Here is a 13,855-nt window from a genome sequence, read left to right as displayed (position 1 = left end):
CTACAAGCAATTTGGGTATTAGGCTTAATTTGAAAGTGGTTTTGTATTGGATGATTTGTCAAATCCGAAAATAGGGATTAATTTAGTACCAAACTGCTTGTATTACCAGAATGTTAGCGATCAGGAAAGGCACCAATAGAAAACCGCTAGAGATTAGAAATCCTAAAATGTAAAATAAAATGAGAGAAAGGGAATTTTATAAGATTCGTTTATATTTCACTGCAATAACTACTGCTGCTATTTGGATGCTTTTAATTTGGGATCATTTCCATGATGGTGTACCTAGCCATCACATCCTACAAAATGAAGACTTACCTAAATTTTCAAATTGGTTGGGAGGAATTCTAATTCCATTGCTTACATGGTTTCTATTATACAGAATACAAAAGAGAATTGGAAATAATTCAACTGTTTCTAAGTTCCCAGTAAATATATTTTATGCCTTTATTGCAGCATTATCTTTCGGTTTATTGCTATCCGTTTTTTTTACTTTAGGATATTCTGAAATACCATTCTATATGATTGTTTCATTGTTAGTTCTTGCAATTTTCTTACCTATTTACAAGGCCGAATGTTTTCTAGGATTTGTTCTTGGTATGACTTTTACTTTTGGTGGTGTGCTACCCATCGGAATAATATCAATTCTTAGCTTAATTGGAGCGGTTTTATATCTAATTGTGAAACCCGGAATACAATTTTTCATAACAAAAACTTCATATTTTATCACGTCCAAAAAAAACACTTAGACATTATAAAAAAAGTGAATCAGGATAGGTCAGAACCGCTAACACTTCCTATGCAATTATTACTGGTTTTCAGTAGCTTCAATTCTATTTTTAGGAATAAATTCTATCTTAGCGAAGAATACTCGTTCTGCTTTGAACACAAACTAGCCAAGCAAGGGAACATTAATTAGAATTGTACTGTAACTCATGACAAAAGAATAAAGAATAAAAAAATGAAAAAAGACAAAGTAATTTATTGGACAGCGACAATAATCATTGCTTTATTTGAAGGACTAATGACTGCATTGACTTCACAAACAGAATTAGCAAAAGAAGGAATTAAACATTTGGGTTATCCAGAATACTTTGGAAACGCATTGGTTGTTTTTAAGATTTTAGGAGTTTTGGCGTTAGTTATTCCACAAGTTCCGAAACGAGTAAAAGAATGGGCTTATACCGGATTTGGATTTAACTTTGTTTTTGCAACAATTAGTCACGGAGCAGTTGACGGAATAAATGGACAAACATTTTTCTCATTGGTTGTATTCGGAATTTTGGCTATTTCATATATTTACTATCATAAATTAAATTCTAACGAAAATTAAAAATTTATGTCATTTCAAGCATACATAGACAATATAAAAGCCAAAACAGGAAAGACTCCTGCTGACTTTAAAAAAATGGCTGAAGCAAAAGAATTTATAATTGACGGAAAACTTAATCCGGAAATTAAGGCTTCCGAAATTACAAATTGGCTCAAAGAAGAATTTGAATTAGGACACGGACACGCAATGGCAATTTATGCAACATTCAAAGGGAAAACTGAATGACAAGAAAAATAACATACCGCAACAATTATATTCAGAATATCATTAGGATTTAGTATCTTATTTTTTTTGAAGCGGTTTTTAGCTTGTTTTTTTAGTGTTTTTCCTTTACTTTTTAGCAAACCTGCACCTACCCTTAAAACCAATTTTGACAGGAACTATGAAAACAATCAAACTCTCAATTCAGCTTATATTGGATTCGTATTTATAAACTACACAACCTAAGCCGAATTTTAAACCTATTTAACCATAAGTTGACTTTTATCTAAAAGAATTTTAATTGTAGTTCAAATCAAATATATTTACTTAAAAATTAATCCAATAATGTTTGTTTAAAGATTTTTAAACTAAATGACATTGACCATAATTGCTTCACGACGAACTACAATAAAGAGAACCATATAAAAAATGGGAAAACAAATTTTTATAAATTTAGCAGTTAAAGAACTTGAAAAATCAGTTAACTTTTATACTGCATTAGGATTTACAAATAATCCACAATTTTCAGACGAAACCGCAAAATGTATGGTTTGGTGTGAAAACATTTTTGTAATGCTTTTAACACATGAGAAGTTTACAAGTTTTACATCTAAACCTATTGCTGACACAAAAACTAATATTGCAGGACTTTTTTCATTATCATTAGATAGTATGAACGAAGTCAATAACTTAATGTCAAATGGACTTAAAGCAGGGGGTATTGAACCAACAGAAATGAAAGATTATGGTTTTATGCAGCAACGAACTATTGAAGATTTTGATGGACACACATGGGAAATTTTTTATATGGACGTTTCAAAATTTCCAACTGAAGAACCAAAATAATAATTTGAGTTAAATATAAAAAAAATAAAATGGCACAAATAAACCCTTATATCCATTTTAATGGGAATGCTGAAGTTGCATTTACATTTTATAAATCCGTTTTCGGTGGAGAATTTGCAATGATAAGTCGTTTCAAAGATTTTCCAAATCCTGAATTTCCAATTTCAGAAAGCGAAGCAAACCTCATTATGCATATTGCTTTGCCAATTGGGAAACACAATGTATTAATGGCGAGTGATACTCCCGAAATAATGGGAAAACATAACGAAAATGAAACTAGAAGTAAAATTTCAATTAGCGCTGAAAGTAAAGAAGAAGCTCATCAATTATTTTATGGCCTTTCAGAAGGTGGGAATATTGAAATACCAATTAATGACAGTCCTTGGGGTTCTTATTTCGGAATGTTTAGAGATCAATTTGGTATAGAATGGATAGTAGATTTTGACCCAAATTATAAAAGAAATATAAATAATAAGTAAAAGCTACTTCCAATAACAAGAATTCCTTTGCATCCATAGCACGAACATAATATTCCTGATGAATAATTTATTAAAAAACTTCAAAAAGGGTAAGCTTTATATTTTGGGGTTCAAATAGTGATTTTTATGGCTTTTTTATGCTTTGTTATATTTTTATTATAGAAAGCAGTTTTTACCGAGAATGGTTTTAATTATAGTCTAAATCCTTTATTTTAATTCTCAAACAAATAATTTTCGTTTTGAGGTTTTTAGATAATCTTCCATTTAAAATAATTCAAAAATAACCACATTACCATACTAGCAATTTTAGCTAGCTGTATTTTGTAGAATTACCGTTTTCTAAGCTTCCCTTTATACGGCAAATGAGCGTTTACGAACTCCCAGCCATCTCTAAGTGGCAAATCCTTTTGCTTCCCATCAGTCAAAATTCTGACAAAGCAACTTCATTTGATATACCGATATTATTAAGCAAGCAAATATAAAATCATTGGCAACCTTTTACATTCATTAATCGGATTTTTTATCTGATATTTACAAACATATGGATGCAAAAGATTACATCAGGATATTCGAGCAGTCTCCCGCATTGATGCTTGTTATCGATACCAGCTTTATCATTATTGCTGCTTCAGACGATTTTATTAGGAAAACCAAAACTACCCGTGAGTGCATTACTGGACAAGACATTTTTTATGTTTTTCCATCTAATCCAGACAATACAAACCCAAATGGAGAAAGTACTATTCGAGCTTCTTTCAACCGCGTGATCAAGAATAAAACTGCCGATACCTTGCCGGTAATAAGATACGATATTCCTAAACCTGCATCTGAAGGTGGTGGATTTGAAACAAAGTATTGGGAAGTAGTGAACTCCCCTATTCTAGATCATAATAATAACGTACAATATATCATTCAGCGTTCTGATGATGTTACTGAAAATGAAACTCTTGTGGCGCAACTTGATGCAGAGCAAAAAGCCATAAAGCAGCTGGAGGAAAGCGAAAAGCGATACAACATGATGCTTCTTAAATCGCCTTTTGGTTTTGCTATACTCAAGGGAAAAAATATGGTAATTACTCTTGCCAATGATTCCGTAAAAGAAATGTGGGGAAAAGGCAACGACTTAGAAGGAAAGACTCTACTTGAAGTTTTACCTGAGATCAAAGATTCCGAATTTCCCGATTTGCTCGATAAGGTTTATACCAGCGGAACTCCGTTTTGCGGAGATGAGGTACTTTGCCCGGTTTTTCGCAATGGTAAATTGGAGGATGTTTATTTCAATTTTGTGTATCAACCCTATCTGGAAGCAGATGAGACTATTTCTGGAATAACCATTATCGCTTATGAAGTAACAGCAGCTGTGATTGTAAAAAATGCATTAGCCGCACTACACAATGCAGACCAGAAAGCATTGAAGAAAATAGAAGAAATTAGCAATCGGTATTATATGATGCTTATGGATTCACCATTTGCTTTTTGTGTAATGAAAGGAAAAGACATGGTGGTTACCTTTGCTAACGATTTAATGAAAGATTTTTGGGGAAAAGGTAAAGATGTAGAAGGAAAAAAGCTTTTGAAAATATTACCGGAGATTAAGGATCAGCCATTTCCTGAAATGATTGACAAAGTATACACAACAGGTATTCCATTCTATGCCAATGAAATACTCGGGAAAGTAACCTACAATGGTAAGCTAAAACATAAATATTTTAACGTTGTTTTCCAACCCTATTATGACGCAGACAACTCCATTTCTGGTGTTACACAAATAGCGTATGAAGTAACAGAAATGGTGATGACGCGCAAAAAAATAGAAGAAAGCGATAAGCGATATAACATGATGCTGATGAATTCGCCATTTACTTTTGCCGTGTTAAAAGGTAAAGATCTGATTATTGAACTTGCCAACGACCAGATTAAAGAAGTGTGGGGAAGAGGAAACGATATAGAAGGTAAATCGCTGCTTGAAATTATGCCTGAACTTAAAAACACCACATTCCTAGATATGCTTGATGAGGTGCGTACCACCGGTATTCCTTTTCATGGTATTGAAGTACAGAGCCCTAAAAATATGCATGGAAATATAAAGGAAGAGTATTTTTTCAATTTTGTTTTCCAGCCTTATTTAGAAGCGGACCAGACTATTTCAGGTATTACTATTATTGGTAATGAAGTAACTGATCAGGTGATTGCAAAAAGGGGAATTATAGAAAGCGAAAGGAATTTAAGACAGATTTTAGATTCTATGCCTCAAAAAATAACTAACGCCGACACAGAGGGTAATGTGATTTATTTTAATAAAAAATGGCTGGATGACACAGGACTAGAGTTTGAAAAATTAAAAGGTTGGGGATGGGAAAAAGTAATTCACCCAGATGACGTGGAGATGACTAAAACAAATTGGTCAAACTCCTTTAAAACAGGAGAAATTTTTGACATGGAATGCCGAATCTTACATAAAGACGGTGCGTACAAATGGCATTTAAGCAGGGCTTTACCCATTAAAGATGAACACGGAAAAATAAAAATGTGGGTAGGAACTAATACCGATATTCACGAACAGAAAGATGCTAAATACAAAGCCGAAACTGCACAAATTGCTGCTGAGGATGCCATGCAAGCTAAGCAACAATTTTTGAGCAACATGAGCCACGAAATACGAACTCCTATGAACGCCATTATAGGGTTTACTAATGTACTTTTAAAATCGAAATTAGACAAAAGTCAGCAAGACTATTTAACGGCAATTAAGGATTCCGGAGATGCCCTGCTCGTTTTAATTAACGATATTCTTGACCTTGCCAAAGTAGATGCTGGTAAAATGACTTTTGAACAAACTCCGTTCAATTTAGCTGATTCGCTCTCATCAATGCTCCAATTATTTGATATGAAAATAAAGGAGAAAAATTTAGAATTGATAACACAATTTGACACCGCAATACCCGAAATTATAATGGGTGATTCTATCCGATTGCGACAAATCATTTTGAATTTGATAAGCAATGCTGTTAAGTTTACGAACACAGGAAAAATAACCATTTGTGTTTCCTTGCTTAAACAAGATGCAGAGGAAATAACTATTGAATTTACTATAACCGACACTGGAATAGGCATCCATAAAACCAAACTCGAACATATTTTTGAAGATTTTGGACAAGCAACTTATGAAAACTCGCGTCTTTATGGAGGTACTGGTCTTGGGCTAACCATTGTTAAAAAATTAATAGAACAGCAGGGTGGCACTATATGCGTGGAAAGCGAATTAGGCAAAGGATCAGCCTTTAGTTTCCAATTAAACTTTGCTAAAACAAATCAAAAAATAGAGCTGGAATCAGAGCCTGTTACAAACATACAATCCGAGGTAAAAAAAATAAACATATTGGTTGCCGAAGACATGCCACTGAATCAACTTTTAATTAAAATTATACTTGCTGACTTTGGCTTTGATGTAGACATTGCGGGCAACGGAAAAATTGCGATTGAAAAACTAGAACAAAATAAGTACGACCTGGTGCTAATGGATTTACAAATGCCCGAAATGAATGGCTTTGATGCAACCGCATACGTGCGTAACATTATGAAATCTGATATTCCCATCATAGCACTAACTGCAGATGTTACTTCTGTTGATTTGGAAAAAGCCCAAGCTATGGGAATGAACGATTATGTCTCTAAACCTGTTGATGAACAACTGCTATATAGTAAAATAATTAAGGTGCTTCAAAAAACCGATTGAGTACGTTAGCTTTTATAATAAAGATCAAATATTCTCAGAGATCCTAAACATTTTGGACCATACACCAGGGTATTTTGGACTACAATTTAGCAGAAGATAGCTGAAAAAAAATTAGCAACTAGAAAAAAGCGAACGCACATCAGGCTGTCAAAAACGACCGCTAGAATTCACTTTCAGGATGTTTATCTTCCTTTGTTTAGTTTTTATAAAATATAAAAATACGTTAGCTACTCCACGCCTGTTGTCTGGCAACGAAATAGTAACTGCTACCGCTTTGCTACACAAATCACTCAAAACCCTGCTGAAAATTAACATAATATTTTAGAATTACGCCTTATCTTTGACAAATGAAAAAAAGGTTACACATCTTAATTATAATGCTATCGCTTGGCTTCTTTTTGTTGCCATCTTTGGGTTATGCATGTGGAACTAAAACTGAAAAAGAGTGTAGCAAAAAAGAAGCGACTTCTAAAACTGAAAAGAAAGTGTGTTGTAAAAAAACACAATCTAATGAAGAAGACACTAGTTGTGGCGGAAAATGTGGTCATTCAAACTGCACCACATCAACAGTAAACTTTAGTTTAATTTCGTTCAACGAAATAGACTTCAACAACAATAATTTTAATTTTTCTACTGAAAAACCAAAATTTCATCATTCAGAAACCTTTATTTCTTCAGGTTTTACTTCCGTTTGGCTTCCACCAAAAATATAATAATTTAGAACTTTAACAGCCATAAATCTGTCTTGTCGAAAACAAATACATTGTTTTCAAAATTATTTATATATCAAATATTAAAATTTATTAAAATGAAACTAATGTCAAAAACATGGGTAGCAATCACAGTATTGATATCTTTTACAGTGTGCAATGCACAAATTAAAAGTTCAGTAACCGAAACAGTTAAAATATATGGGAACTGCGGGATGTGTGAAACAGCAATCGAAAAAGCTGGTACTATAAAAAATATAGCCACTGTAGATTGGAACGCAGATACAAAAATGGCCACATTAACATATGATAGCAAAAAAACAAATCCAGATGAAATTTTAAAAAGCATTGCATTATCTGGTTACGACAGTGAAAAATTTCTTGCTCCTGATAAAACATATTCAAAACTTCCTGGCTGTTGCCAATACGATAGAGAAGCAAAAATTGAAGTAAAGACAGAACCTAAAAAAGAAATTGTTGCAGAAGACCACAGTGAGCACGCAAATCATTCAGAAAAAACAACTGTTGAAGCAAAAAAACCAAGTGCCAGTAAAAAGGCGGTGGAAACCAACCAACTAAAAGCTGTTTTCGACAACTATTTTGAGGTTAAAAATGCTTTAGTAAAAACAGACGGGAACGCAGCATCTACAAAAGCAAAAGAATTGCTTTCAGCAATAAATGCTGTCAAAATGGAAACTTTAAATACAGAGCAACACACCGTTTATATGAAGGTTTTAAAAACCATAAAAGCAGATACTCAAATCATTGCAAACACAAAAGATGCAAAAAAACAAAGAGATCATTTTGATACTCTTTCATCAAATATCTACGCTTTAATTAAAGTCTCAAAACAAAAAACACCAACATATTATCAATTTTGTCCAATGGCAAACAACGGTAAAGGGGCCAACTGGTTAAGCAAAGAAAATACAGTTAAAAATCCGTATTATGGTTCAATGATGTTGAGCTGTGGTAAAGTTGTAGAAACTATCAAGTAATTGAAATGTGAATTACACAACTTAAACAAATAAATCTGTAACATTCTAAATGCAAACACATTGTAATATTGCAGATAGAAAATGTGCAGAAATCTGCAAGAAGAAAAAATATAATCAATTCAAGACTAACCACTTATCTAAAAAAGTATATTGTTTTGTTTTTAAACAGTAAAATAATGAAAAATGTAATTTTAACCGCTGTAGCATTGGCATTAGTAACTATTTCTTGCAACCAAAAAAGCAAAGAAGCTACAATAAATGAAAATGAAATCGTAGTAACTGACACTACTGTCATTACAAATGATGGAACAAGTACTGATAGTGATACTGTACTGATTGAAAAAGACACCGTATTTGTAAAAGAAACAACCAAAAAGGAAGTGGCAACCAAAATTTTTTCTTGTCCGATGCACCCAGAAGTTCAAGGTGAATTAAACAGTGAATGTTCAAAATGCGGAATGCCATTAACTGAACCTGTTATGTAATTCAATACTATTTTAAAATCTAATAAATCAACTTTGCATTATTTTTTGTGAAGTTGATTTTAATTATACAAACTCATGACACACACCTACACAGTACTAGGAATGACCTGTTCAAGTTGTGAAGCAAAAGTAAAATCGGCTCTATTAACAATAGAAAATGTTACAAATGTTACCGTTTCAAAAGATACTGAAACCGCAACTATTACAATGGATAAACACATTGCTTTACCCAACTTACAACACGTTTTAGACTCTAAATACCAAATATCAGCAATCAATCACAGTGAAATTGGTGAACACACAAAATCATGGTTTGAAACCTACAAACCCATTTTACTGATCTTTTTCTACATTTTATTAGTAACTACATTGGTGCAAACTCAAAATACAAAATTTGACTTTATGCAAGCAATGAGACATTTTATGTCAGGATTCTTTCTTATTTTCTCTTTTTTTAAATTACTAAATATCAAAGGTTTTGCTGAAAGTTATGTGATGTATGATGTTTTAGCAAAAAAAATTCCAGCATGGGCATACCTGTATGTATTTATTGAATTAGGTTTGGGAATTGCGTTTCTAATCAATTTCAATCCCATACTAACTAATTCACTTACAGTACTCGTAATGAGTATCAGTATCATTGGCGTACTACAATCGGTCTTAAACAAACAGAAAATTCAATGTGCCTGTTTGGGTGCAGTTTTCAATTTACCCATGAGTACTGTAACTATTATTGAAGATGCATTGATGATTGCAATGAGTGGCATTATGTTATGCATACTGATTTAAAAAAAAAATTATGAAATTAAAATCATTTGGGCAGCTATTCCGCCTTCCACTCCCGCTTTTTTTGCTCCGCTACGCTTCACAAAAAAGAGCTCCGTTCAAGTCGGGCTGCAATACGTACAACTCAAAAATAATTGTTTTAAGCTTGTTTCTTTCTTTTATTTCAACAATTTCATCAGCTCAAAAAATCGTTCGTTATGATTTATTTGTTCGTGATACACTAGTAACTTTTGGTGACAAACCAAAACATGCTATTGCTGTAAACGGACAAATTCCCATGCCAACCCTCACTTTTACCGAAGGTGACATTGCAGAAATTTATGTACATAACGAGCTAAAAGAAAGTACCTCATTGCATTGGCACGGATTATTTTTACCAAACAAAGAAGATGGCGTTCCTTATTTAACCCAAATGCCAATTGAACCAAACACTACTCACAAATATACATTTCCAATCATTCAAAACGGAACACATTGGTACCATAGTCATTCAGGCTTACAAGAACAAATCGGGATGTACGGCAGCTTTATAATGCTCAAAAAACCAAACGACCCAACCTTTAGAAAAGGAATTGATGATTTGCCAAGCGTACCTTTACTTTTAAGCGAATGGACCGACGTAAATCCAAATAACGTACACCGCATGTTGCATAACGCAACCGATTGGTTTGCCATTCAAAAAGGTACCACTCAAAGTTATGCCGAAGCAATCCAACAAGGACATTTCAAAACCAAAGTAACGAACGAATGGAAACGAATGAACGCAATGGATGTGAGTGATGTATATTACAATAAATTTTTAATTAATGGTAAAAACGAAAGCCAATTATCTCAATTCAAAGGTGGCGATAAAGTGCGATTACGAATTTCAAATGGTGGTGCATCAACCTACTTTTGGCTCAATTATGCAGGCGGAAAAATGACTGTTGTTGCTAATGATGGTAACGATGTAGAACCAGTAGAAGTCGATAGATTAATTGTTGCCGTTTCTGAAACTTACGATGTAATTGTAACCATTCCAGCCGATAAAACCGCTTACGAATTTTTGGTGACTTCTGAAGACCGCACAAAATCAGCATCACTTTATTTAGGTGATGGCATCAAACAGCTTACTTCTCCCCTACCAAAATTAAAATATTTTGAAGGAATGAAAATGATGAATGATATGATGAAAATGAACGGTGATTTAGACGATATGGGAATGAGTATGTCCTACAATCAGATGGATATGAACGTAGTTATGTATCCCGAAATTACTGGAGATCAGAAAAACGGCAAGAGCAAAGAGAAAGCAGAAAAAAGTGACGGTGAAAAAATGGATCATTCTAAACACAATGGGAATGAAATGAAAATGCCAGCGCATGCAGCAAGCAGCACCGAAGACGATTATAACAGTAATAAACTTTCGGAAATTGTAACGTTAAATTACGCCATGTTAAAGTCGCCAAAAAAGACAACGCTACCTAAAGACGCACCTGTTAAAGAATTGCGATTTGAATTGTCAGGAAATATGAACCGTTATGTTTGGAGTTTAGACAACAAAGTGGTTTCTGAAACCGATAAAATTTTAATCAAAAAAGGCGAGAATGTTCGGATCACAATATACAATGGTTCCATGATGCGACACCCGATGCACTTGCATGGACACGATTTTAGAATTCTTAACGGACAAGGCGATTACGCACCACTCAAAAACATCATCGACATTATGCCGATGGAAACGGATGTTTTAGAATTTAACGCTAATGTAGAGGGCGATTGGTTTTTTCATTGTCATATCCTCTATCACATGATGGCAGGAATGGGCAGAGTTTTTACGTATGAAAATCAAGCACCAAATCCATTAATACCAAATCCAAAATTAGCACAACGTAAATTATTTGGCGAAGACCGAAAATTTCATCTTATGGCAGAAAATGATTTTGCTACGAATGGAAACGACGGTATGGCAATGTTTAGCAATACACGTTGGAGCATCGGAACAGAATGGAGATTGGGTTATAACAAAATGCACGGTTATGAAACAGAAACACACATTGGGCGTTACATTGGCAAAATGCAATGGATTATGCCGTTTGTTGGCTTTGATTGGCGATACAGAAAAATGGAAGATGGTGAAATGGAGAAAAACCTTTTTGGACAAGGTAGCACCAAAGACGAACGTTCTGTTTTTAGTGCAGGATTAGAATACACATTGCCCATGCTTATAAAAGCACAAGCCGAAGTTTTTACAGACGGTAATTTCAGATTGCAATTTGAACGAATGGACATTCCTGTTTCAAAAAGATTAAGAATGGATTTGATGTGGAATACAGATAAAGAATTCATGGCAGGAATGCGCTATATTATTAAAAGAAATGTTAGCATTAAAACGCATTTCGATAGTGATATGGGATTAGGTTTTGGAGTGAATTTGAATTATTAATCAAAGTAAAAAGAGATTAAAAATCAGCAATTAGGCAATAAAACGTATTTCTAAACGAATCCAATGAAAAATAAAAAATCAAACGCACCCGAAGGTGAGCACATCCTTTCAGCAGAGTTTTTTAGTCAGGTCATAGACAGCATGCCTGATTATTCCATTTTTTCAGTGGATAATGATTTAAAAATAAACAGCTGGAGTTCAGGCTCAACACAATTATTTCAATATGAAGTAGAAGAAATATTGGGGAAGGACTTTGATATCATTTTTACTGAAGATGACAAAACCAAAGGGTTGCCAAAAATTGAAATTACAAAAGCACTACAAGATGGAAAGGCCGCAGACAACAGATGGCACATTCGTAAAGACGGAAGTAAATTTTATGCATACGGTCAGGTTTATCCTTTAAAAGGTGAAGATGGAGAAGTAAAAGGGTATGTCAAAATCCTTCGAGACCTAACCGAGAGACAGAATGCAGAAAAGTATGCAAGAGATGTAGAAGAACTTAGCGTGCATAAAGAAAGTATACTTTTTATACTGTCACATGATTTTAGAACTCTACTCACAGGAGTAACAGGTACAGCTGAATACCTAAATAAAAATTTTGATAAAATGGATAAGGATGCAACAAAAGAAATGCTCCAACTACTTCATATAACGTCAAAACAGCAATTAAACCTGTTGGATTATTTAGTAGAATGGGCAAGAATAAAATATGCATCAGAAGCTTTTGCACCCGTAAAAATTGATCTTTATACCGATGTCAAGAAAGTGTTTGATGCGCTAAATGACAGTGCTGTTGCAAATAAGGTTCACCTTCATAACAACATAAAGAAAAATATAAATGTTTTTGCAGACAGCGAAATGCTGTCTTCTATACTCCATAGCTTACTAAACAATGCAATAAAATATTCGCATAAAGACGGTAAAATTGTAGTTCGTGCGAAAACAAAAGAAAATTTAATTATCATTGAGATAAAAGATGATGGAATTGGCATTACAAAAGATATAAAAGATAAACTCTTTACACCTGAAATAACCACTATTTCAAACACATGGAAAAAGGATAAAGAAGCTGGTATCGGATTAATATTATCGAAAGGCTTTGTAGAAAAAAATGGAGGTAAAATTTGGGTAGAAAGTACAGAAGGCGCAGGTTCTTCTTTTTATTTTACATTACCCGCAAAGAAAACTAAATAATACTATAAATAAACCAAAAACTGATTGTATCAGCAGCGTTTCTTTACGTCTATAGATGAAAAAAATAAGCAGTTGTGGTACAATAACACTTTAATTGATGCATTAAGTTCCGCAATCAAAACGGCAACAACGTCAAATTGTATATGAGGTTTTCACCCAAAATATACTTTTAAATAGGTGCGTATATGCCTGAACCAATGTACTTTTTGGTGATTAGCAACCAGCCAACTATTCGTAAACTCTAAGGGCATAATACGGTACATCATATTAGAAGATAGAAGTTAAATACCCTTTTCGCATCACGCGATGTAACCATCTCTCAAGCCAACATGTGCTGCTCATTCAGCTGTTTCTAGATTTTTCATAACTAGAACTGGAAGTGGAAGAATTACTTTTTTAGAAATCAAATAGCGATTTTAAATCATTTTATACTTCTGTTTATTCTTATACTCAAAAAGCAACTTTTACCAGAAAAAATTTAATTTTTAATTTAAATCAAATATATTTACTCTGTAATTAACCATAACGTATTCGTTTAAATGTTTTTACACAACTTATGTTTGTGGTAATATTATGAAAGATACGGCTTAGGGAATGGATAAAACTATATGAAATTAACTTAAAAAATAGACCATGAAAAAATTAAAAATTGAAATCAAATG

General features: G+C 33.4%; 12 protein-coding genes. All 12 read left to right on the top strand.

All coding sequences use genetic code 11. The features are described 5' to 3' along the window. Positions 1 to 179: 179 nt before the first annotated feature. The 12 genes from DNC80_RS12495 (at position 180) to DNC80_RS12440 (ending at position 13,193) form a co-directional block, all read left to right on the top strand. Positions 180 to 746, top strand: coding sequence for a hypothetical protein (locus DNC80_RS12495; RefSeq protein WP_182651512.1), 567 nt, complete (start codon positions 180 to 182; stop codon positions 744 to 746). Positions 747 to 958: 212 nt separating this feature from the next. Continuing rightward, positions 959 to 1,330 carry a DoxX family protein gene (locus tag DNC80_RS12490; RefSeq protein WP_182651511.1) on the top strand — a complete coding sequence of 124 codons (372 nt, stop codon included), beginning with the start codon at positions 959 to 961 and terminating at the stop codon, positions 1,328 to 1,330. A gap of 6 nt (positions 1,331 to 1,336) precedes the next feature. Continuing rightward, positions 1,337 to 1,555, top strand: coding sequence for a DUF4287 domain-containing protein (locus DNC80_RS12485; RefSeq protein WP_182651510.1), 219 nt, complete (start codon positions 1,337 to 1,339; stop codon positions 1,553 to 1,555). Positions 1,556 to 1,960: 405 nt separating this feature from the next. Then, positions 1,961 to 2,377 carry a VOC family protein gene (locus tag DNC80_RS12480; protein ID WP_182651509.1) on the top strand — a complete coding sequence of 139 codons (417 nt, stop codon included), beginning with the start codon at positions 1,961 to 1,963 and terminating at the stop codon, positions 2,375 to 2,377. A gap of 29 nt (positions 2,378 to 2,406) precedes the next feature. Next, positions 2,407 to 2,856 carry a VOC family protein gene (locus DNC80_RS12475; RefSeq protein ID WP_182651508.1) on the top strand — a complete coding sequence of 150 codons (450 nt, stop codon included), beginning with the start codon at positions 2,407 to 2,409 and terminating at the stop codon, positions 2,854 to 2,856. Positions 2,857 to 3,397: 541 nt separating this feature from the next. Further along, entirely contained in the window at positions 3,398 to 6,592 is a 3,195-nt protein-coding gene (locus DNC80_RS12470; RefSeq protein WP_182651507.1) for a PAS domain S-box protein, read from the top strand. Between the two features lie 347 nt (positions 6,593 to 6,939). Then, complete coding sequence (locus DNC80_RS12465) at positions 6,940 to 7,305, top strand: hypothetical protein (protein ID WP_182651506.1); 366 nt, start codon at positions 6,940 to 6,942, stop codon at positions 7,303 to 7,305. 95 nt (positions 7,306 to 7,400) lie between these two features. Next, positions 7,401 to 8,300, top strand: coding sequence for a DUF3347 domain-containing protein (locus DNC80_RS12460; protein ID WP_182651505.1), 900 nt, complete (start codon positions 7,401 to 7,403; stop codon positions 8,298 to 8,300). A 176-nt stretch (positions 8,301 to 8,476) separates the two neighbouring features. Further along, positions 8,477 to 8,785 carry a heavy metal-binding domain-containing protein gene (locus tag DNC80_RS16045; RefSeq protein ID WP_182651504.1) on the top strand — a complete coding sequence of 103 codons (309 nt, stop codon included), beginning with the start codon at positions 8,477 to 8,479 and terminating at the stop codon, positions 8,783 to 8,785. A 75-nt stretch (positions 8,786 to 8,860) separates the two neighbouring features. Continuing rightward, on the top strand, positions 8,861 to 9,574 hold the full coding sequence (locus DNC80_RS12450) for a heavy-metal-associated domain-containing protein (protein ID WP_182651503.1): 714 nt from the start codon (positions 8,861 to 8,863) through the stop codon (positions 9,572 to 9,574). Between the two features lie 10 nt (positions 9,575 to 9,584). Then, entirely contained in the window at positions 9,585 to 11,996 is a 2,412-nt protein-coding gene (locus tag DNC80_RS12445; protein WP_255493244.1) for a multicopper oxidase family protein, read from the top strand. A gap of 63 nt (positions 11,997 to 12,059) precedes the next feature. Then, positions 12,060 to 13,193, top strand: a complete 1,134-nt coding sequence (locus DNC80_RS12440; protein WP_182651502.1) for a PAS domain-containing sensor histidine kinase — start codon at positions 12,060 to 12,062, stop codon at positions 13,191 to 13,193. The last annotated feature ends 662 nt before the right edge of the window (positions 13,194 to 13,855 follow it).

The organism is Flavobacterium sp. SOK18b, from assembly GCF_014156605.1.
GTDB classification, from domain to species: domain Bacteria; phylum Bacteroidota; class Bacteroidia; order Flavobacteriales; family Flavobacteriaceae; genus Flavobacterium; species Flavobacterium tiangeerense.
The sequence above is the reverse complement of the archived record's forward strand: the minus strand, read 5'-3'. Positions and strand labels throughout refer to the sequence as shown.